Genomic DNA, 22,118 nt, shown 5'->3' on the forward strand with positions numbered 1-22,118 from the left:
CGTCAGACCAGAGATTTGCCCGTGGTTAGTTTATTCCCACATCCGGCTTCCTTCATCGTCACCAGTTGGGTCTTCATGTCTAGGTGCTGTACTTTCACCAACATTAGCCTTAAATTGCGGTGCCTCATGGACACCACCCATTTCTTGTAAAACGTCTAGGATAATAGAGCGTAATACATCTCTGTTAATTTCAGCCATCATGACACCTCCTTATATATCCCGTGGATCAATGGCGTTTGGAATATCTTTAATACGTTCCCAATCTTCACCTTCCACACGATACCCTGTGCCAACACCTTGATAGTCATTTCTATTGTTAATCGCGGAGATAACGTTGAAATCACGGTCAAAGATGGCCGATGTTTGTAAGTAATCGCCGGAGATTTTTTGTTTTAATAGGTTCAAAATACTTTGTGCTACATCTTGATGACCTTCTTTAGCTAAACCTTTTACGAAGTCAACGCCTGTAACACCACGGTTTAACAAATCTTGAGCTGCTTTAATATCTGCAACCTTATCGCGAGGAGGCATATCTTTAGAGCCATTCGCATAGGTAGCAGCCTCTACCTCTTGATCTGTAATTGGAGGCAAGCCTAAAGCTTTGAACAACGCTTGTAATGCACGAGCCGCTTTATTACGAACTGCTACAACTTCTTCTTCGCGAGCAGGAATAAGACCGCCATTTACCTTGAGGTCACGTTGGATAACTGTCCAGTCATCATAGTCCTCTGCATCCCAGTTGGAACCAGCGAACATGTTGTCATAGTTTGGTGTAGAACTATAACCGGAGCAGATAAAGTCAGTACCAGGTGCAAATTGCATCAATGTACGGGCTGTTCTACGCAAGTCAGAGTGACTGAATGTTTGGTCATTACTAGATGCACATTCAAGGTCGAGCATAGCAGCTACAAGGTTTTCTGCTAATACAGCGCGGATACCAGAAGGTACGGCTGCTGGAATGCCGATACAGCTTACAGAACCATTTTGGATACCTTGTACGCCGGCGCCTTTTGTAAGGTATAGGCAACGGATTTCAAGGTACAACATGGATTTACCTTCTGCTTGGCCCATTTGTACTTCAGAACCTGTACCAGATGTAAAGCGCATTTTAAGGCCCCGAGATGCATAAGCAGATGCGAGGAATCCTTTAGACCAAGGTGTGTCATCACCATCGGTAAATACGTCTTCTGTACCATATACGGAAATAGTTTCTGCATAAGCTGTGAAACCGCGCATACCAAGTTCTAATTCTGTTGCTTCTTCCAAGGAGCATTGAGTCAATACGCCTGGACGACCACATTGAGAGCCTACGAGTAAGCTAATCGCATTAAGTGGTGCATAACGGGCAACCGCTACTGTAGTTTCTTCTTCTGCAAACCCACGAAGTGCACCTTCTGCAGCATCCGCTGCGATTTGTACTGGGTTATCATTTACGTTCGTTACATGGGCTTGGTTAGCCATGGTACGACGAGCGCGCATTTTTTGCATACATTGCATCATTTCAACAACGTTCATGCAAGAAACTACTTCCAACATTTTTGCTGGAGTAATAGATTTACAAATCTTAACGATTTCTTCGCGAGGTACTGAAGGGGTAAGCATCATATTAGCAATCTCTTTAGAGTCTTTTGCCATCGCTTCTTGAGCACCATCGAGAACGATACCGTAATTTGCAATAAATGTATCTATAAGGTCAAAATCTTCACGGCGTTTACCATCGAGTTCAACGATGCGACCGCCTTCAATTTTGAGGCTAGGCTTTGGATCTTGAGGAGATTCCATAGCTATAAAACCTTCCTCTACCCATTCCTTTACATAACCATCCTGATTAACAGGACGTTGACTTAAAACTTCAAAACGTTTTGATTTCATAGGGCATACCATCCTTTCAGATTAGATATAGGAAGGGGCTCCGTTCACTGGTTCATCACCCATCGTACCAAGCAATTGTTTACCTACTTCACGAGCAGAGATAACTGCTTGTCGTACAGCCCCAGAATCGCCAGAAATCTGTAAAATAACTTCGTTAGAATTACTTGTACCTGCAGAAGGAGATGCATAACCAATTACATCAACGTTCGCAGATTTAACAGCTACATCGGCCATAACTACGCCAATCGCTGCAGGAGCACCTACAATAAGGCCAAAGGCTTTACCTTCTGGAGCACCAAATGCTGCATTTACCGCATGACTAGCGCGTGCTGTATATTGAAGTTCAATATGTCCAGCATCGTTTGCGTATACATCGCCAAAGGTGCGTTCCACTTCAGCCAATGCTACTTCAATAGCGCGTTTTACATCGGATACATCATCGCCACCAAAGATAATTAATGAGCCATGGCCTGCGCCACCTTTAGTATCACGAGGTAATTCAATGCTAACGATTTCTGTATTTGTTGCTTTTACTGCTTCGTCAGCTGCCATAATGTGTGGGCCTGCACCAGTACGAGCGCCTAAAATACCGATAGAACGATATTTTTTCTTTAATTTCATCGCATCTAATACTTGTTGATCTACGTTAGCAATTACGAGACCTATAGTATCGCCAGTTTTGCTAGTCCCTACAAATTCAGTTAATCCACATGTTGTCGCCATAATACCCTCCATACGTATAATGAAAGTATCTTTGTACAGGAAACTATGCTGCGTTATACCATTTTATATTTTTTAACATTTCTTTAACCATTCATATGTATGCAACACTACATCCTGTACACCATATATTGCTATAGAGCATGCCTTGCTATTCAGTCACAACCCATTGGACTCAATCCTTTCCAAATATAAGTAATATAAGGCTTTTATCTACCTTTATTATAAAAATTATTTAATACAACTTTTTTATGTATATTCGTAAAATACGATTTTTCTATTACTAAAATGCGACAATCCTGTTATACTTATACATATAAAGACAAGAAATAACGTAATTTTATAGGTATATGAATTTTAGGTGGTATGTCACTTTTCTCTTTTCTCAGGTTTAGAGCCGACCCTTTAGCTAGAGAGGAAGTATAGCTATTTTAGCGGTGTGCTTACTAGACCTCTTAACACATTTGTGATTGGAGGTTTTACTATGATTTGTACGAACGAAGATACTAAGCTTATCAATGAAATCATGCGTGATTTCACAAACATAACAAAAATTGCAGCCATTTTTGTTAACAATCGTGGAAAAGTGTTATCTCAGGAATATAACTTTTCTCCATTTTGCAAGGTTGTAAGGCGCAATCCAACCTACGCCAAGCGTTGCAATCAATGCGACTTATATGGTGGACTAGATGCTACAAAAGAACTATCCTCCTGCCCGTATCGCTGTCATATGGGACTCATAGATTTCTCCGTGCCCATCATGAAAGATGGTGCCATCTTAGGCTTTATCATGGCAGGGCAAACTAAAACAGAAGATACGACTATTAAACCCATTTTACCTACTCAAACAGATTGGCACTCTGATACTAAGCTTCGCGCCTTGTATCGGACATTACCGATTTTGACTGCTGAACAAATTTATAGCGCCACGAAGGTATTGCGGATTTTGGTAGAGCATTACTTCCCATTTAACGATGCCATAGCCGAAGAAATGCCCTATGAACAATTACCGGACTTTATTGAATCGGAACGACCTATTAATCGTCCAGAAATCCGAAAAGCTATGTTATACATAGAAAAAAACCTGAGCAAACGCGTGTCGCTCAGGAGGATTTCGGAACATATTCATTTAAGCGAGTCCTACTTCTCTAAGATTTTTAAAGATGATACAGGACTGTCAGTAGTGCAATATATAACACTATTACGCATACAAGAAGCCAAAAAGCTATTGGTATATTCTCAACTAACAGTTAATCAGATTAGCAAAACATTGGGCTATAACAGAACAAGCTACTTCTGTAAAATATTCAAGCTAGCTACTACCGAAACACCACATTCGTATCGGAAGAAATATGCTAAGCCAATAGATGCATAATATAATAAAAAGGCGTAACACCAATGGTGTTACGCCTTTTTCGTATCTATAGAGTTTGTCATGAGAAGGTATTTCAGATACATATGTTATTAACGATCAATCGATTAGAACGCTGGAATAATAGCCCCTTTGTAGTGTTCTTCGATGAACTTCTTAACTTCTGGAGATTGTAATGCTTTAGCTAATTTTTGGATAGCTGGTTTATTTTCATCACCAGGGTTAACAGAAAGAAGATTTGCATATGGAGAGTCAGCTTTTTCTACGAATAAGCCATCTTTTGTAGGGTTAAGGCCGGCTGGTAATGCATAGTTAGCATTGATTACTGCTGCATCTAAATCTTGGATGGAACGAGGAATTTGAGCTGCTTCTAACTCAGTAATTTGGATGTTTTTAGGATTGCTAGTCACATCGAATGGTGTGTTAGTCAAACCAGTTGGATCTTTCAAAGTTACTAGACCAGCACTTTGCAACAAGAGAAGTGCACGAGCACTGTTTGTTGGATCAGATGGAATTGCTACTTTTGCGCCATTTGGCAAGTCTTTCAAATCTTTAATTTTTTGAGAGTAGATAGCCAATGGTTCGATGTGAACTGGTGCAAAGCTTACAAAGTTTGTACCATGATCTTTATTGTAGTTATTTTGGTAAGGTACGTTTGCAAAGAAGTTTGCATCTACTTCATGGCTAGATAGAGCCATATTTGGTTGGATGTAGTCTGTAAATTCAACGATTTGTAAGTCTACACCTTCCTTAGCCAAAATAGGTTTAACTTGTTCTAAAATTTCAGCATGAGGTACAGGATTTGCTGCTACCTTTAATACCTCTTTAGAGCCACTAGAGCTCGCGTTATTTGTGGAAGAGCCACAACCACTAATCAATAAGGACGCACCCAGTACGGCCGTCGCTGCTAATGCTAACCATTTTTTCATGTAATCCTCCTATCTACGATGAAAACCTCCATCTCGGACGAGGACTCATACGTATACAACATTCGTAGATATTATAATAAATCTATTTTTCTTATCTTGTATCTACATTTGATTATTTAATAATTTCGATGTAGTAAGTATATCAATTTAATTCCTACTCGTATAATAGATTTTATATATATATTAATATAACTTTAATCTATAGCAAGATAAGAGTAATTACATTTAGCTATGCCAAGTACATAAAAACGGTACTAAGCTGATTCCCCGTACTACTAGGTAATATTCCTAATAGGTTCAATCAAACTTAGTACCGTTATACATATCGCTCTATATAATAAACAATCTAATCAAAATCAAAAAATCACCTTATTGAGTTGACGTTGTTTGCTCCACAGAAATAGTTACAGGTGCTGATAATTTAGCCTCTAACCAAGCTTTTATTCGTTTCAAATCTGCATCAGATATAGTGGATGTAGTATGGATAATCACCATATATCGATTCGCTTTAGGCTGTTCTAGATTATCTATCAAAGGCATGCCTTCCACTTTGCTTACAAACGGGAATAACGCCTTTGCTTCAGCTTCTGTCGTTTTCATAGTATTTATAGTTTCACTTACTAATTGATAAGTCGGTTGGTACAGATTAATCAAGTTTTTATATGTTCCAAGATTCTCTGAAGATTTATTCAAGTTCGTCTTATCCATAGTAGATTTTTGCTCATCTACGCTATTAACAAATCGTAATGTATAAGGTTGCAAGTACTCATCTTTCTGTAACTTGTCATCCAACTGGGCTTGCTCCTCTGAAGTCACAGGAGCTCCTATAACTACTATGTTTACTAGCTTATTCGTTTGATCCAATGAATAATCAATCACTTGTCGACGTCCCTCTTGATTAATATCATTCTTAATAAACTGCTCCATATGATTTGACTCAGAATACTTGATGGTCATATCATAGCCTGCATAAATACTTGGTATAGCCATAATAAGACCAATCACGAGAAATATTAGCTGGTTACGACGATTAACCTCTTCTGCTTGTTTATGGAATGGCAAACTATATACACCTTTTAAAACAATAAAAGCTGCAAAGAAGATGAAAAATGCATTTATAAAGAATAGATAGCCAGCCCCAATGAAATAGTGCCAATTTCCATTAGCCAGTCCATATCCTGCCGTACATAGTGGTGGCATAAGTGCAGTCGCAATCGCAACACCTGGTATAACATTATCTAAGGTCTTACGCGTTTGCCCAATAATCCCAGCTAACCCACCAAATATAGCAATGAATACATCAAAAATATTCGGTTCTGTACGTGCTAATAGTTCAGATGTAGCCGCCTGAACGGGAGAAATATAAAAATATAAAGCAGATGCCAAAACAGCAATCGTAACCTGTAAGGACAATCTTAAAATACCGCTTTTTACAACTGTAAAATTAAGCGTAGCAAAGCCAAAACCAGTTGCTAAAATAGGTCCCATCAACGGCGATATAAGCATAGCACCAATAACAACTGCCGTACTATTCATATTCAACCCAATAGAGGCGATAAATATGGAGAGAATCAGGGTAACCAACGCAGGTCCCTTAATCTTAGCCCCACCTATCAACCTTTTAGCAATAGTTGCATCATCAGCGCGCTCAAAATGTATATCAAAGTATTTATTTAGTTCCATTCTTTCTCCTTATAATTTCATCAAATCTGCAAAGGTCCCTACGTTTACAAACATATGCTGTGTAGTTTTGAGCATTTGTACCATCAAGATGGCCCCCGTGCCTTCCCCCATCGACATGTGGGCTTGAATAGGAACCATGTCTTGTGTAATATCTACCTCTGCTAAAGCTAGCTCTGTGCCTTTTTCTCGAGAGTTATGAGATGGCAATGCATAATCCTTAACACGATCATTCATATGTACCGCACAAGCTGCCGCTACCGATGTAATAAAACCATCAATGACAAAAGGCTTTTTAAACCCAACACAAGCGAGCATAGCCCCAAGAATAGCAGCAATATCAAATCCCCCTACATGGGCTACAATTTTACGAACTCTTTCAACTTCACTATCAGAAACGATACTAGTCTTATGCTTATCTAATACAGCGCGCACAAAATCAATTTTTCGTTTCATCAAATCTGGTTTATTCGGCCAAGAACCGGGCCCTACTGTTTCAGTGGGATCAGCTCCAGTTAAGGCAGACAACACACAGGCAGAAGTCGTCGTATTACCAAGTCCCATTTCACCAAAGGAAAAAAGATTTATCCCTTGCTTTACATAATGTTCAACTCGTTCATAGCCAGATTGAATGGCACTATTAAATTCATCCTCAGTCATAGCAGGATGGTTCAATATATTCTTTGTTCCCTTTGCGACCTTGCGATCCACTCCGATGCCATCATCTGAGGCAATTCCTACATCCACAACTTCATAAGGAATGTTGTTAAAGTTACAAAACTGTGTAGCCGACGAACGACCCAAGAGCATATTACGCGACTGCTTTTGCGTTACCTCATAGTTATAGCCTACATAGCCTTCCATATTACAACCATTATCGGCAGAAAATATAATATGCTGAGGTCGAATTTCACCACTAATCTCGCCCCAAGCAGTACAAATCTTTCGGAAATAATCCTCCCACAAGCCTAGACCGCCAGGGATCAGGCATTTCGGTTGAAGAAATCTATTTAATTGTTCCTCAATTGGTAATACTGACTTATCTTTCATTCTAATCTCTAGCCTGTACAGAATATGCCAACTAGCCTTCTATTAATTCGATATTATTCTATATAGAAGTATAACACAAATTATATAATTAGTAATATAAGGTTTGTACTAGTACTCATATATACGAATTATCCTCTCATCAGGGAATAATCTATGCTTTTTAGCCTTAAACTCTGGATTATTATTAGAATCAAAATATTCAATCGTATTTCTTAACTGCTCATGAGTAAAAGGACTAGTGCTTGGTTTATATTCAAGCTGATTAAACACAGCATAACGTCCATCGTATGTAACAAATTGTAACCTAGATTTTTTATCTGGATGATATGAATCTACTAATATTCCAGGTAAGCCATTATTCAATACCGCTGAATAAGTAGTATCATTTGGTTCATAGTACAGTCCCCAAATGCGCCAATATGTTTGTAAAGAATGATAAAAATTATACTCTTTATCTACAAGCACTTTATTTTCTATATCTTTACTATCAGGATGATCTACATCTAAAGGAATTATCTCAATAGAATACCAAATATCTCCTATCTCATACTCTATAAAAATATTGTTATCTAACATATAGAACATCTTCAACTCTGCACCTTTGGGAATGCGGAATGTCATGCCTTTACGAGTAATAATGTCTGTATATGAATCTATATCATTTAAATTCTTCTTACAAGGAACCTTACTTCCTACTGGATACGATAAAAGAGTAGTCTTCTTTTCGTTATGAATCAACTTATCCGTTGAATGATACAATCTCCCACGAATTAAACTTAATTCTTGAGCATACCCTTCTTCTTCACGTAAATACCCCTTAGCTATGTCCTCGGTCCTCATTCGTTCTAAATGTCTTTGTAAATCAGCTTCAATCTTATCATTAGTTTGTTCACTACTAACGCACTTCTCTTTAGCACTACCAGAAATATCACTTTGAGTAACCTGCTCTTTTGCATGTACTTGTGAAGCCATAAGACTTAACATTAACAGTGCAGCAATGTATGAATATATTCTTTTCACAATACAACTCCTTAGCTTTATAACAACCACTACAATAAACTTCAATCTCTACTAGTATTGTACCTTTTAATACATATAGAGTCATCAAAAAAGGTTATCCCTTACAGGATAACCTTTTATTTGAGTTATATAATTAAGTATTTTTCTTAAGTTAAACTAGTTGCTAAAACTAAGCACCTTGGAATTGAGGCATATCATCGCCACTGGAGTCGTCCAATTTACCTTGAAGGTCATGGTCAACCATAGCACATACGGATGCGTCAGACCAAACGTTTTCAGCAGTTTCTATCATGTCGATAATCGTATAGATTGGCAAGATGATACCGAGCAAGCCGATTGGTGCACCGATGGAACTCATCAAGGACAATGTTAAGAAGTAACAGCCCATTGGAACGCCAGCATTACCAATAGCAGCAAGAACAGCAATGAATAACCAAGCAATCATTGTGCCCATAGTCAATTCAATACCTGCATTTTGCATTACGAATAAGGATGTTACAAGGATGAAAGCTGCACAACCATTCATATTAATTGTTGTACAAATTGGTAATACGAAACGAGCTACTGCAGGGTGAGCTTTCAAATTATCCTCAGCAGATGCCAATGTTACAGGCAATGTTGCAGCAGAGGATTTAGTGAACAACGCAACAGCTACAGCTGGGGACATTTTACGGAATATATCCACAGGGTTCAAACCACGGAATAACAAGAACAATGGAATTACGATAAAGAATTGGATCAAGTTACCGCCGATAACAACAGCAGTGTATTTACCTAAAGCACCAACGATTACGCCCGCTTCAATTTGAGCAGATAATTGACCTGCGAAAGCAAGGATACCGATTGGCAATACATAAAGCAATGCTTTAATCAATGTAAATAGTAATTCTTGTAAGCCGAACAATACTTTCAATACTGCTTCGCGACCTTCTGTACGAGGCATAAAGGCAAAGGCTAAACCAACGGAAGCAGAGATAAACATAACGGACAATACGTTACCTTCCAAATATGGTTTTAAAATATTGTTAGGAATAACAGATAAGAAGTGATCGTAATATGTTACATGACCTAGTTTTTCAGGTACTTGCGCTGCACCAGCACCAATTACATCAAGTGGTAGATTACCTGGTGCAATCCATAGGAATAAGCCAAGTCCTACAGCTGCTGCACAAATTGTAGTAAGCAATGTATATACTACAGCGTGACCAAAGATACGACCTGTATCTTTTTTAGCCCCTAGCATAGATAATGTAGTAATTACTGCTAAGGATACAGTTGGAATTGCAATGAATTGGAACAAACGGGTAAATACCGCAGCAATAAAGTTAAATAATTCATTTAATGCTGGAATATGTTGCCATCCCAAGATAGCACCGATGATAAGAGCCCCCATCCAAAGAATAAACTGACGTAATTTGCCTTGACCACGGCTTTTTAAGGTAATCTCTTGCGCTAAGGCATCGACATGTTTGTTGTTTTGATCTGCCATAAAAACACCTCTCTAAAAACTAAACTACTAGAGACTAAAAAAAAGAAACCCCAGCCCTAGGGCTGGGATAGTGAATATCCGAGTCTCTCTTTAATTCACATTATAAAGATATGATTTAAGGTTGTCAATTACAATATCTGAATATATTCTAATATATTCAGATATGGTTCCAATCTTTATCTAACGAATCTAACAAAAACTAATGATACATATCTATATCTACAGTAATCATTCGAGTTCGCTCTGGATTAAACATAAAGTAAATGACTCTAGGCTGATCTTGATCAAAGTTATGATAAACAACATATACTACATATTTATCAGCCGATATCCGAGTACTATAATAATAATCTTCGTTAGGATCATCACCGATACTTTGTCTACCATCAATTAACCAGGGGAATAATTTCCAATTTTGTCGTCGAATGGTAATAATCTCATAATAATTGCTTACATCACTAACCAATACATTTTTATCTTTTGGATATGTAAACGAATTAAGTACTTCAACTGTAGTATCTTTGTCCCTGCCATTTATAAACGAATACCAAGAATTAGATTTAACAATTTCCTCATACCTTGAAATCGTAGCTTTATCACCATCTAATACTAAACAGCTTTGATTTCCACCTATTCCAATTACTTCAGCAGAAGAAATCACTTTCAAACTCTCGGGTAAAGACTTAGGTGTTTGTAATGGAGCGGGAATATACCCCGCCTTAGATGAAGGCCATGTAGAGTGCCATCGTTGTGTATCATAATGAGATATCCCTACAGCAGAAAATGCTAAAGTAACAGCTAATGTAGGAAGTATACACAGAAAAAAGATTGCATAAAAATATGTTAAAAATCTTTTTCGTATACCTTTCTCACTATCGATTACGCCACATTTTTCAAACAACAATACAATCGTAGCTACTAACAAAATCAGATAGTATAACCCAGAATATGATATCTCATCCGAGAACAGAAATGTTAATACCCAAAGAGTTATAAAAAACCATATACTCTTTCTATAAGGTGCGCCAAAAAACAATTTCTTTAGATATATTAAACACTGTCGCATTTATGTTCTCCACAACAATACCCAATCCAATTACTTAGATTGATAAAACACAGCCCGTGTCCCATCATTACTAATCAAAAGTTCCACGAAATGAGGTCTTTTAGTATTTCCATCGTCTACAAAGACATATAGTCTATGATTTCGAGTAGAGTTATATGTGTCCTTCACCACTTTTTTTGTTTCTTTTCTAGGTGCAAAGCGTAACCACTCTATAAAACTCCGTTGTGGTAAGTTTAGAGGTTCCTCCTCAACACTATCTATGAAGCGGTAACTGTTAGGATGAGATATAAAACGCTTCAATTCTCCACTTTCAAAATCTAGTAACCTATTATCTTTATCAATTTGAGCCATATAGGCTGCATGTTGTTTTGCAATTTCCTCATATTGAGCAATTACTTTAGGGTCTCCCTCTAAAACTACATAGCGATAAGGATAAGCAGTAGCCCAAGCAACATCTGTTCGTAACATAGATACTTTATAAATTCCTTCCGGAAGCTGCTCAGGAGATGTAAGACCTTCTGGTAATTCGTTATTATTAGGCCATCCTCGTTTCCAATCAGTTGTACTGTACTTAAAATCCTCAAACTGATCAACAGTTGTATTAAGATCATATTGAACCCAATCAGCTACGAGCCAAGATATACTAAGGGTTACGACAATAAACAAAGCACAAGCCAATCGGCTATGTGTTTTTTCAGATATGGACTGTTTCTTAAAGCGCCTATATTGAAGTAACACACTCAACACTATGGCTATGCCAAAAACAATGTATGTAATAGGCGCTATGTTAAATAGCACTATCACAATTACAAACAACACGCATAACAGAACTATTAATAGGCCATAAAATCCTTGGAACAAAACTCTCTCCTATTATGACAACACTTAAAACATCTTTTTATACAACGCTTCTATATCTTTACGACTGATTTCAGCTACTGTATTAGCGATATTTCCTGTAGCTACAACGTATACATTATCTACAAGCCATGGAATGTCTTTTTTCGTAAAACCTAATTCTGTAAGGTTTGTAGTAAGGTCTAAGTCATGTACAATCAAGCGTAATGCTTCGCCTAGTTCGGAGGCATCTCCGTGGTTGAATATACGAGCCAAGGCGTCAAATTTATCAGGGTTTGCACTCCATGTGTATTCCACAGCAACAGGTTCAATAACGGCAAGACCTACGCCATGGGTAATATCTCTAAGGCCACTGGCAGGATGTTCCATACCATGTGCTAGTGTTACACCGGCTGTGTTGATAACCATACCACCAATTGTGCTAGCCAATGTAACGGCCTCCCAAGCCTTTATTAATTGAGTTTCGTTAAGAACCTCTGGTTTGCCTTCAGCCGTCGCTTTCACATGTTTATATAGAGGTACAAGGTATTGAGCTAATAAGGTTACCGCATAATGAGCTAATGCATCGGTGAAAGGTTGCGCTGTCTTAGAGGTATAGGCCTCGATATTGTGGCAGAGTGCATCAAAACCAACGGATGCCAATACATGAGGTGGCATAGTGCCCATTACAGCAGGATCTACGATGGAAACCTTAGGCACGATGGCGTTACAACGCAAAGATTTCTTATCCCCTGTTTCAGGATTAGTAAGAACCCCAAAGCCATTACCTTCGGAGCCGGTACCACAAGTTGTAGGAATAACAATAAGAGGCAATGCATTATCACTGACTTTACGATTGAAGATATAGTCGTTAATATCACCGTCATTCACAGCCATGAAGGCGATGCCTTTTGCACAGTCCATGATGGACCCACCGCCGATAGCAATCACCATATCGCAACTTTCAGATTGAGCTAAAGCAGCCCCATCTAAAGCAGTTGTAGTCAACGGATTAGCATCAACTTGATTAAAAAGGACATGGTCAATATGCGCCGCATCAAGCTTTGCCACAACACGGTCATACAAACCAGATTTTTTCGCACTACTGCGACCAGTTACAATGAGCGCTTTCTTGCCATAGGGTGCGGCAAAATCAGCAATATGATCTACTTTATTCCAACCAAATTGGATATTTACAGGTAAAAAATAAGAGAATTCCATGTGATAACCTCTTTTCTTTGAAAACTAGTTCTTAAAGTTATTGTAATGTATATTTGAGGGCGTGTAAAACCTCATAGGGCTTTCACCAGAAAACAGGTATACTAATAATAAGAGGGGGTATTTATATTTATAGAGGGAGAGACATCTATGAAATTTGCCATTAAACATTTATGGTCTTCGCTGCGGGACCTAGCAATGCAGTCGCCTATATTACTGGTATTGATTGCCGTATTTTCATGTACACCGTTGTATATTGAACAAGATTGGTTTGCCGAAATCGACATTAAGCTATACTCACTGTATTTCTTTATCGTTATATTACAAAGCTATATAACAAGAACCCGAAAGTTTTCCATTTTATATACCTTAGTAAGTATCGGAATCGGCGTTGGCCTTTATATGATTCACGAAAGCTACGGCTATGTGCGGGGTATTGAACTAGCTACGGAAAACATATCGTACCTATGGCTGTACTCCATGATTGCCTTGTATTTCACATCGCCTGGTGAACACTACATCGGTGAAATCATTAACCGCATCAAACGGATTGGCATCACCCTTGTTACGTCTACGCTATATAACATTGTTATCATCATGAGTTTATGGTTCTTCTTCATCATCGTGGACCAACCATTCAACTTTGAAGAAACCATTTTTAAGGTACTCGCATCCATTAATATATTCATTTGTCTATCTATGGTATGTTCTTACAAAGAGGATCCCGCAGGTCCTCCAGCGCCAAACTCATTTTTTACTGTTGTATTCGGCATCATCTTGCCTAAGGCGTCGATTATTACAGGCATTCTAGCTAATATCTATTTAGTCTTGATTCTGTTAGGGCTTCGAGAAGATACGCGTTTCTTCTATACCTACTATCCGTATGTAGCCATTTTCTACCTATTCTACTTGGCTAGCTTTAGATCCAGTGAAAGTAGCAGAACACAGCAAATCCTATGCTTCTTGTTCATTACACTAACTACACTGTGCTTAGTTCTTATCGGTAAACGTGTGATTAATGAACCAGTTCTCTGGCTCAATACGATTTACGTGAGTGCATTCAATTTAATCTTCTTAGTACACAATGTATATTCTCTTGTGAAGGGTTTAAAACCTTCTGTACACACAACAGTTATGGCTCTTGCCTTAGGTGCTGTTCTCTTGACGCCATTCATAGGCTATACAACGTATCGTGAATTTGTGACCTATACTAAAGTCGATGGCGAATGGCATGCAAGCCTACCAATAGCTGCTACCTTTGATTCTAACTTCACAGACTACGGCACACCATATGTACCTGTAGATGATTTAAAACTGCCAGATACAAATCCAACAAACGGCAGACGCGTCGAGTATATCAATTTTGATGCTTTGTCTGCACCAAAGGTTATCTCTATTGCAGGATACGATAAATACATTGAAAACATCGAGTTAATTGTATACGAACAAGATCTTAAAGAATACCAAGTAGAGTCTGCCAACTTCGACTCCATCTCCTTCAAGTTCCTCAACAACGGCCTTGATTTAGAGGTGTCTCTACCAAATGGAATAACAGAGGTGCATCATATTTATGATAAGTTCCTTACAGTCGATAAAACAGCTATCGATCCTGTCATTATAGAAGGCAATGGATATAAGCTATTGATTACGTCGTACTTCATAAACCAATTCGATACACGTAAACTTAAATTTAACGTACTTTATAATTAAGCATATAATACAAAATAGTAATAATTACAACATCATATATAATATGACAAAAGCAGTACCCCACAGGGTACTGCTTTTATTCATCGATCTAACTTGACTAGAATATGTTGGGCAAAATCTTGGGCCGCTTTAAAATCGTCTTCATTTGGATGTACTGCAGCTTGTTTGTGACGTGCATCGCGATCAGCAGATTGACCGTGGCTATGCCCTTTCGGGAACATCTTGTACATCATTTCGATAACCTTAGGATCTACCTTACCTTGGCAAATGAATGTTCCTACAGGCTCTATGCCATCGGGTAAACAATTTGCTGCATTGATTAAGCTCTCCTTAGCATGTGCCATTTGCGGTGGTACGCCAGCTGTAGCAAACAGAGCAATATGAGGGTTATGTAATATGCCTAGTACATCACGGGCCTCTTTATTAGCTGTCCCTTTATCCACCCAGAATCCTGCAAATACAAGATCGTAAGATGATAAATCGGACGGCACTTCTTTCATAGATACACATGGTGTACCTGCAGGCAATACGCTAGTAATAGCCTCTGCCACTTGTTTAGTATTTCCCGTAAGGGATGAATATATAACAATAGACTTCATGTCTTACCTCCTAATTAGTATATATCTATTATAGGACATATATAATAGTGGATTAATAAAATAAATCACACCGCTTTATATGAATAGAACCTAAAATATATACCAACAATAAGTTATTAGAAGAAAAACATAACACTATTTGTATGTGATTAATACATATATTATAAAATTCAAAATAAAGATTTTTTAGTATCTTAAAAACTTTAAATTGTTAATCAGTATTGCTATTCCTCACTTTTAATCCCTTGCAACTATTAAAGAGTTATCTATTACTCTGGTATCTATTTATCTAAGTTATAGATAAATAGATACCTTGTGAACTTACTTAATCAAATAACAATTCCTATTGGATTAAAATTCTTAATTTTTATCAGCTAGAAATACTATATATAGTGGTCCAATAAAAAAGACTCATTAGGGTTGTATGAATCACCTAATACCATGCGTTCATATTCACCTAGAATAAATTCTCTTTTAATCTTACGTTTCATCTCTTCATTGTTTACAATCATCATTATAGTGCCAATAAGACCCGCAAAATCAATATCTTTTAAAGCTTTTGTATTCCCGTAATAAGCTCGCACGGCATTAATAATTACGTTGCTGCCTGTAGCAATAATATTAGAATACTCTAATATTTTCATTGTTTTTACATGATGTAATTCTTTTTCCCGGTGATTCGTAGATGAACAAGTAAGCATATGTAAAGAACTAATGAGTATATTTATAAGATTAAAAATTTTATATGATATCCCAACCTTAATAATATCACCAGTACTAATATATTTAGTTAATTCTTCGGCATATTGATTATCAAGTATTAAATTAGCTCCTGGAATTTGTATCCCACAAGGTGTATAAAGATCTGTCCCTATATGAATAATCTGCTTTATTAATGCGGCCACAACAGAAGCCGCATCATTATCTAGTCTAGTAGCTGCCGCTTTTAAGCTTTCTATTGTAGAGCAAACATCTCCTATGCTAGGGTTTTTTAAGTTACTATCATATTCTACATGACAGGTAATAGGGATTGGTAATAAATCTTTAGATCTACAAGTAATCGTATTAGTGAGTATATTAGAAGTCCCTAGAATAAGACCTATAATAGGATCATGTCCAAATGTAGCAAAACGATGATTTGCCTCTTTAAAAAAGCCATGATTGATTCCCTTAAATCTTGTAGCATCATACGGAACACCTCGAGACGTACAAATTTGTATTAATGGTGCATAATAAGGACTCGGCCCAATATCTACTTGATTATTTACCCCGGCTAATAATTTTTCTTGTAACTTATGCAAATAGTTTTCTTTTGTATTACCAGTTCCTGCAGGCTCAACTTTTGCAAGAGTATTGATTACATAAATCCTAATGCATTGCAATGCAGTAGCAGCAAATAAAAATTTAACATCATGCCAGCCTAATGAAGTACGTTTAGAAAACTCTTCATCTAAATCCGTGAGTATATTCGATGTATTAATGGCAATAGATTTTAAACGCTCTACTTCTTTTTGTTCATCAGTTAAAGAACTAATCGTATTATCTAAAGCTTGCATTGTAGTATTTTTACGCTCTAGTAGTTTCTCAATGCTATTCATCCCAAATCACCTACACGCTCTTGATAATAAGCAACTACTTTTTCCTTTTCTGCTATTATAGAGATGCATTCATCATATATCTCTATAAGCTCTCGAGATTCTTTGTCGCCCTTATATTTTAAAGCATCCAATTCAGCTCTATGTTCAGAAATTTGCTTTTCCCACATAACTTTTGCTTTTTCAAAACCAAGATTCTCAATAGCTTTAATCTCTTCTTCTCTCTTTTTTATACCTGCTCTATCCAAATATCCATATCTATTAATCAGTCTACCTGCAATGAAACCAACACCAATTCCAATAGCACCAGGCACCCCACCTGCTAATCTACCAATACTACTTCCAGCAGCACCAATTACACCACTTCCCATAGTACTCGATAGGCCACTACCAATTCCTCCGATAGCACTAGTTCCCATTCCACTTATAATACTAGCTTCTTTATTTTTTGAGTTATATTGTTCTATCTCATCTTCTAATTTTATTTCATAAATTTCTTTATATCTTATGGTATCTTGTTCAAGCTTTTTTATATATTCAACCTTTTTGTCTATCAAACTACCAAATGTGTCCTTATCGAATGAATACTTTAATTTTAATTGTTCTGCACACGCTTGTGTCTCTGCAAGAATAGGTGCATAAATTCTTGCTGCTCGTTCTATCCCTCTTTTTTCAGCCTCTAACGCCACATCTTTTGGCTTGCACAATAACAATGACAATATCCTAATTGTAACTTCACTACCTACAAGTAAAGGTAACATACTATCGTCCCCTTTAAATATTAAATAAATACCAACATATTTACATTGCAAAACTTCTCTGTTGAGTTTATACGAAATACTCCAACAGTTATCTCCCCATACTCTCTTCTAATATTATATCTTATTCTATATTCTTTTTCATGTTTATTTCATAACAACTTCATATTAAATTAAATTTGAACACCACAAATATATAACTTTTTTACAATAAAAAGATATATCATTCAAAATCATCATATATACTCTTTATATAATACTTTCTAGCATTTATAACTATATCGATAAATTTAAGCATACCATATTTATAAATTTCTAAATGTCAATATTGAATGTATAGAATTTTTTCGCTATAATCGTAACATAATGTATAAGCTTAATAGGAAAACTACAACATATAGTAGTTTTCTTATTTTTCTGATTAGACTTAACTTAAAGATATTTTATACTTTTCAGTCTAATCTTATATATGTTTAGATTAACAGTTTTATTACTTTTAAGACTCAAGGGGAACAGTAATGGAGATTATGATCAAGAAACGGGATGGCCATTTCGAGCCTTTATCCGTTGAAAAAACGAAACGTATGATTGCCTTCGCATGTTTGGGGTTAGATTCTTGTGATCCACTAGAATTGGAAATGGATGCGAAGTTACAATTCGTTGATGGTATGACTACTAAAGAGATTCAAAAAACTTTAGTACAAACAGCTATCGAAAAGGTTATCTCTAAAAAAGATGATGGCTTCGGCAACCAAGTAAATAAAATGAATCAAGATTGGCAATTCGTAGCGGCTCGTCTATTCTTGTTCGACCTCTATAAAGAAGCGGCTATCACTCGCCGCTATAAAGCATTCGGCTATGGCAACTTTCCAAATCTTGTACACATGCTTGTAGAAGAAAAAAAATACGCAGACTTCTTCGTTACGGAATATACAGCTGATGAATTACAAGAGTTAGGCGATTACATCAAACCTAAACGAGATTACCTCTTCAACTACGAAGGCCTTAAATTATTAGCTGACCGTTACTTGGTAAAAGGCTTCAACAAAGAAATCTTTGAGTTACCTCAAGAACGTTTCATGGCTATCGCTATGCACTTAGCATTAGTAGAAGGCGAAAACAAAGTAAAATACGCTAAGAAATTCTACGATTTGATGAGCCAATTAAAAATGACAACAGCTACACCTACATTAGCAAATGCGGGCACACCATTCCATCAATTGTCCTCTTGCTTCATCTCTGGTGTAGATGACAACTTATGGTCCATTTACGACGTAAATAGCAAGTTCTCTCGCGTATCTAAACACGGCGGTGCTCTTGGTATCTACCTTGGCAAAGTTCGCGCATTGAACTCCGATATCCGCGGTTTCAAAAACTCCTCTGGTGGCGTTATTCCTTGGATTCGTTTGTACAACGATACAGCTGTTGCCGTTGACCAATTGGGTAAACGTAAAGGCGGCGCTACCGTAACACTTGATATTTGGCACAAAGACTTCTACGAGTTCGTAGAGCTTCGTACTAATAATGGTGATGACCGTCGTAAAGCACATGATATCTTCCCTGCTATCTCCGTTCCAAACATCTTCATGGAACGTATGATCGGCCGTGAAAACTTCACCCTCTTCGATCCTCATGAAATCTTGGCTGTAAAAGGCTATGCTCTAGAGGACTTCTATGACACAGACGATAACAAAGAGTTCACGAAACGTTACCTTGAATGTGAACAAGATCCGAACTTACATGGCATCGAAGTACCAGCACTAGACATGATGAAAAAAATCATGCGCTCTGCTGTTGAAACTGGTACACCTTTCATCTTCTTCCGCGACACTGTAAACGCTGCAAACCCTAACAAACATGCAGGTATGATTTACGCATCTAACTTGTGCCATGAAATTGCACAAAACGTTGGCTTCACAAACCTTGCTGAAGAAATCATCAACGAAGACGGCACTATCACTACTAAAACAAATACAGGCGACATGGTTACATGTAACTTGAACTCCATCAGCCTTGGTCGCATTTCTGACGAAGAATTAGAAGAAAATATTGCCCTTCAAATCCGCATGTTAGACAATGTTATTTCTATCAACCAAGCTCCAGTACCAGAGTCTCGTATGACATCTGATAAATACCGCGCTATTGGTCTTGGTACTTCTGGTTACCACCACTACCTTGTAAACCACGATATCCAATGGGAGTCCGATGAGCACATTGAAGTAGCGGACAAATTGTTCGAAAACATCGCGTACTATGCTATCAAAGCTTCTATGGAGTTGGCGAAAGAAAAAGGTGCATACCCTGCGTTCAAAGGTTCCGAATGGGAAACTGGTGAATACTTCACACGTCGTGGCTACACATCCGATCGTTGGAAACAATTGGCTGCAGACGTTGCTAAATATGGTATCCGCAATGGTTACTTGATGGCTGTAGCTCCTACTGGTTCTACTTCCAACATTGCGAATACTACAGCTGGTATCGACCCTATCTTCAAAAAATTCTTCATCGAAGAAAAGAAAGGTTCTTTCACACCAAAAACTGCACCAGATTTGAACAACAAAACATTCTGGCTCTACAAAGAGGCGCATACAATCGACCAACAATGGTCCATCAAAGCTTGTGGCGTACGTCAACGTCATATTGACCAAGCACAATCTTTCAACTTGTATATCACTCCTCAAATGAAAGCAAAAGAAATCCTCGACCTTTACGTTGAGGCCTACAAACAAGGTATCAAAACAATCTACTACATCCGTAACCAATCTCTTGAAATGGATGAGTGCACAAGTTGCTCCTCTTAATAGTTAAAAATATCATTGCTATATTTTACAAAAACTATACACTATAAGTAGAGAGCACTAAACTCAGGAAAGATACTTTCACCAATATTATAAATCTGATGACGACCTATAGCAGTATAGGTCGCATCGTTGTATAAAGGAGTCCTACTATGGATAAAAAACTGATTTTCAACGAACATGGTGAACGTGGCACGCAATCTATGATTGGCGGCAACACCACAAACCTTCGCGAATGGAACCGGATCAAGTACGACTGGGCGAACCAAATGTATCGTACAATGCTCAACAACTTCTGGATTCCTGAAGAGATTTCCTTGAACGAAGACGTTAAGCAATTCCCATACTTAACAGATTACGAACGCCGTGCATTCGACAAAATTATTGCATTCTTGAACTTCCTTGATTCCATTCAATCTGAAAACTTGCCTAACTTGAGCCGTTATATTACAGCATCTGAAGTGGCATCTTTATTGAATATCCAAGCATTCCAAGAAGAAATTCACGCTCAAAGTTATTCCTACATTTTGGACACTGTTACAAATCCTATTACACGTGACAAAATTTATGACGAATGGCGTACAGATAAAACATTACTTGCTCGTAACCGCTTCATCGCCGATGCATACCAACGTTTCAGTGATGATCCTAACGAAGCAAACCTTATCCACACAATCATCGCCAACTATATCTTAGAAGGTATTTACTTCTACTCTGGTTTTAGCTTCTTCTACACATTGGCACGCCAAGGTAAAATGACAGCTACATCCACTATTTTCAAATATATCAACCGCGACGAAGTAACTCATCTTGTATTGTTCCAAAACATCATCCGCGAGTTACGCCGTGAACGCCCTGACTTGTTCACACCTGAACTGGAAGCAAAAATCACTGACATGATTCGCCAAGGTGCAGAAAACGAAATCGCTTGGGGTCAATACATCACTGATGATAAAATCCTCGGCCTTAACAACGTTCTTATCGAACGCTACATCAAATACCTTGCCAACATCCGCTTAGAAGCAATCGGCTTGCCTCATCTATACCCTGAAATCAAGGACAATCCAATGGAATGGATTGAAAGCTTCTCCAACTTGAATAGCACAAAAACTGACTTCTTCGAAGCAAAAGTTACAAACTATACAAAAGCAGCGGCATTTGATTTCGATGATTTAGAATAATAAAAAAATGATAAAAGAAAAAGTGATTCTCACGATGGGAGAATCACTTTTTTCATTATAAAGGTTATTCAGTTAATAACGGTTAGCCAGCTGTATATGGGCCGAATCGACCTGCAAATAGATAGGAACCCATTTTACCAAGTTTGGCAGCAAAGATAGAAGCTACGATACCTAAAATAATCATAATCCATGCGTTATCAGCATTTACACCGTTAGCAATAGCG

Annotated in this window: 18 protein-coding genes; 4 read left to right on the plus strand and 14 right to left on the minus strand. The window is 37.6% G+C overall.

Annotated features, from left to right (window positions below; all coding sequences use genetic code 11):
* Positions 1–30: 30 nt before the first annotated feature.
* The 3 genes from QZR70_RS04250 to pduB are packed head-to-tail and all read right to left on the minus strand — an operon-like array spanning position 31 to position 2,595.
* Positions 31–198, minus strand: a complete 168-nt coding sequence (locus tag QZR70_RS04250) for a hypothetical protein (protein ID WP_295793337.1) — start codon at positions 196–198, stop codon at positions 31–33.
* A gap of 12 nt (positions 199–210) precedes the next feature.
* On the minus strand, positions 211–1,872 hold the full coding sequence (locus QZR70_RS04255) for a propanediol/glycerol family dehydratase large subunit (RefSeq protein ID WP_295793338.1): 1,662 nt from the start codon (positions 1,870–1,872) through the stop codon (positions 211–213).
* Positions 1,873–1,893: 21 nt separating this feature from the next.
* The gene (pduB, locus tag QZR70_RS04260) at positions 1,894–2,595 is read right to left on the minus strand and encodes a propanediol utilization microcompartment protein PduB (RefSeq protein WP_038124004.1); all 702 of its coding nucleotides are present in this window, start codon (positions 2,593–2,595) and stop codon (positions 1,894–1,896) included.
* Positions 2,596–3,076: 481 nt separating this feature from the next.
* Here pduB and QZR70_RS04265 point away from each other — a divergent pair, with 481 nt between their 5' ends.
* On the plus strand, positions 3,077–3,967 hold the full coding sequence (locus QZR70_RS04265) for a PocR ligand-binding domain-containing protein (RefSeq protein WP_295793339.1): 891 nt from the start codon (positions 3,077–3,079) through the stop codon (positions 3,965–3,967).
* A 104-nt stretch (positions 3,968–4,071) separates the two neighbouring features.
* Here QZR70_RS04265 and QZR70_RS04270 read toward each other — a convergent pair whose 3' ends face one another.
* The 8 genes from QZR70_RS04270 to QZR70_RS04305 all read right to left on the minus strand — a co-directional run bounded on the left by QZR70_RS04270 (position 4,072) and on the right by QZR70_RS04305 (position 13,256).
* Positions 4,072–4,893, minus strand: a complete 822-nt coding sequence (locus QZR70_RS04270) for a MetQ/NlpA family ABC transporter substrate-binding protein (RefSeq protein WP_295793341.1) — start codon at positions 4,891–4,893, stop codon at positions 4,072–4,074.
* A gap of 369 nt (positions 4,894–5,262) precedes the next feature.
* Positions 5,263–6,576: a DUF389 domain-containing protein gene (locus QZR70_RS04275; protein ID WP_295802465.1), complete on the minus strand. Its 1,314-nt coding sequence runs from the start codon at positions 6,574–6,576 to the stop codon at positions 5,263–5,265.
* A 9-nt stretch (positions 6,577–6,585) separates the two neighbouring features.
* On the minus strand, positions 6,586–7,623 hold the full coding sequence (locus QZR70_RS04280) for a nicotinate-nucleotide--dimethylbenzimidazole phosphoribosyltransferase (RefSeq protein WP_295793346.1): 1,038 nt from the start codon (positions 7,621–7,623) through the stop codon (positions 6,586–6,588).
* 108 nt (positions 7,624–7,731) lie between these two features.
* On the minus strand, positions 7,732–8,643 hold the full coding sequence (locus tag QZR70_RS04285; protein WP_295793348.1) for a hypothetical protein: 912 nt from the start codon (positions 8,641–8,643) through the stop codon (positions 7,732–7,734).
* A 169-nt stretch (positions 8,644–8,812) separates the two neighbouring features.
* Positions 8,813–10,132: a dicarboxylate/amino acid:cation symporter gene (locus QZR70_RS04290; RefSeq protein WP_295793349.1), complete on the minus strand. Its 1,320-nt coding sequence runs from the start codon at positions 10,130–10,132 to the stop codon at positions 8,813–8,815.
* A gap of 199 nt (positions 10,133–10,331) precedes the next feature.
* Positions 10,332–11,057 carry a hypothetical protein gene (locus QZR70_RS04295; protein WP_295793351.1) on the minus strand — a complete coding sequence of 242 codons (726 nt, stop codon included), beginning with the start codon at positions 11,055–11,057 and terminating at the stop codon, positions 10,332–10,334.
* A 171-nt stretch (positions 11,058–11,228) separates the two neighbouring features.
* Positions 11,229–12,059, minus strand: a complete 831-nt coding sequence (locus QZR70_RS04300; protein ID WP_295802470.1) for a hypothetical protein — start codon at positions 12,057–12,059, stop codon at positions 11,229–11,231.
* A 24-nt stretch (positions 12,060–12,083) separates the two neighbouring features.
* Positions 12,084–13,256 carry an iron-containing alcohol dehydrogenase gene (locus QZR70_RS04305; protein ID WP_295793354.1) on the minus strand — a complete coding sequence of 391 codons (1,173 nt, stop codon included), beginning with the start codon at positions 13,254–13,256 and terminating at the stop codon, positions 12,084–12,086.
* 147 nt (positions 13,257–13,403) lie between these two features.
* On the opposite strand from QZR70_RS04305, the gene QZR70_RS04310 reads away from it, so the two are divergent.
* Positions 13,404–14,963 (plus strand): hypothetical protein, encoded by a 1,560-nt coding sequence (locus QZR70_RS04310; RefSeq protein WP_295793355.1) that lies wholly within the window; start codon positions 13,404–13,406, stop codon positions 14,961–14,963.
* Positions 14,964–15,043: 80 nt separating this feature from the next.
* Here QZR70_RS04310 and QZR70_RS04315 read toward each other — a convergent pair whose 3' ends face one another.
* The 3 genes from QZR70_RS04315 to QZR70_RS04325 all read right to left on the minus strand — a co-directional run bounded on the left by QZR70_RS04315 (position 15,044) and on the right by QZR70_RS04325 (position 17,918).
* Positions 15,044–15,562 carry a flavodoxin family protein gene (locus QZR70_RS04315; protein WP_060924434.1) on the minus strand — a complete coding sequence of 173 codons (519 nt, stop codon included), beginning with the start codon at positions 15,560–15,562 and terminating at the stop codon, positions 15,044–15,046.
* 383 nt (positions 15,563–15,945) lie between these two features.
* Positions 15,946–17,160, minus strand: a complete 1,215-nt coding sequence (locus QZR70_RS04320) for a hypothetical protein (protein WP_295793357.1) — start codon at positions 17,158–17,160, stop codon at positions 15,946–15,948.
* Positions 17,157–17,918, minus strand: a complete 762-nt coding sequence (locus QZR70_RS04325; RefSeq protein WP_295793358.1) for a hypothetical protein — start codon at positions 17,916–17,918, stop codon at positions 17,157–17,159. The genes QZR70_RS04320 and QZR70_RS04325 overlap by 4 nt, the downstream gene beginning before the upstream one ends.
* Before the next feature lie 515 nt (positions 17,919–18,433).
* Between QZR70_RS04325 and QZR70_RS04330 the strand changes: the two genes are divergently transcribed.
* Positions 18,434–20,716, plus strand: a complete 2,283-nt coding sequence (locus QZR70_RS04330; protein ID WP_295793359.1) for a ribonucleoside-diphosphate reductase subunit alpha — start codon at positions 18,434–18,436, stop codon at positions 20,714–20,716.
* A 149-nt stretch (positions 20,717–20,865) separates the two neighbouring features.
* A complete protein-coding gene (locus QZR70_RS04335) occupies positions 20,866–21,894 on the plus strand; it encodes a ribonucleotide-diphosphate reductase subunit beta (RefSeq protein WP_295793361.1) in 1,029 nt (342 codons plus the stop codon).
* The last annotated feature ends 224 nt before the right edge of the window (positions 21,895–22,118 follow it).

Origin of the sequence: uncultured Veillonella sp., from assembly GCF_900545205.1 — a bacterium.
Taxonomy (GTDB): domain Bacteria; phylum Bacillota; class Negativicutes; order Veillonellales; family Veillonellaceae; genus Veillonella.

Bases quoted from the DNA above. Each gene is read 5' to 3' on its own strand.
- QZR70_RS04250 (WP_295793337.1), bottom strand. From the start codon at position 198: ATGGCTGAAATTAACAGAGATGTATTACGCTCTATTATCCTAGACGTT.
- QZR70_RS04255 (WP_295793338.1), bottom strand. From the start codon at position 1,872: ATGAAATCAAAACGTTTTGAAGTTTTAAGTCAACGTCCTGTTAATCAG.
- pduB (WP_038124004.1), bottom strand. From the start codon at position 2,595: ATGGCGACAACATGTGGATTAACTGAATTTGTAGGGACTAGCAAAACT.
- QZR70_RS04265 (WP_295793339.1), top strand. From the start codon at position 3,077: ATGATTTGTACGAACGAAGATACTAAGCTTATCAATGAAATCATGCGT.
- QZR70_RS04270 (WP_295793341.1), bottom strand. From the start codon at position 4,893: ATGAAAAAATGGTTAGCATTAGCAGCGACGGCCGTACTGGGTGCGTCC.
- QZR70_RS04275 (WP_295802465.1), bottom strand. From the start codon at position 6,576: ATGGAACTAAATAAATACTTTGATATACATTTTGAGCGCGCTGATGAT.
- QZR70_RS04280 (WP_295793346.1), bottom strand. From the start codon at position 7,623: ATGAAAGATAAGTCAGTATTACCAATTGAGGAACAATTAAATAGATTT.
- QZR70_RS04290 (WP_295793349.1), bottom strand. From the start codon at position 10,132: ATGGCAGATCAAAACAACAAACATGTCGATGCCTTAGCGCAAGAGATT.
- QZR70_RS04305 (WP_295793354.1), bottom strand. From the start codon at position 13,256: ATGGAATTCTCTTATTTTTTACCTGTAAATATCCAATTTGGTTGGAAT.
- QZR70_RS04310 (WP_295793355.1), top strand. From the start codon at position 13,404: ATGAAATTTGCCATTAAACATTTATGGTCTTCGCTGCGGGACCTAGCA.
- QZR70_RS04315 (WP_060924434.1), bottom strand. From the start codon at position 15,562: ATGAAGTCTATTGTTATATATTCATCCCTTACGGGAAATACTAAACAA.
- QZR70_RS04320 (WP_295793357.1), bottom strand. From the start codon at position 17,160: ATGAATAGCATTGAGAAACTACTAGAGCGTAAAAATACTACAATGCAA.
- QZR70_RS04325 (WP_295793358.1), bottom strand. From the start codon at position 17,918: ATGTTACCTTTACTTGTAGGTAGTGAAGTTACAATTAGGATATTGTCA.
- QZR70_RS04330 (WP_295793359.1), top strand. From the start codon at position 18,434: ATGGAGATTATGATCAAGAAACGGGATGGCCATTTCGAGCCTTTATCC.
- QZR70_RS04335 (WP_295793361.1), top strand. From the start codon at position 20,866: ATGGATAAAAAACTGATTTTCAACGAACATGGTGAACGTGGCACGCAA.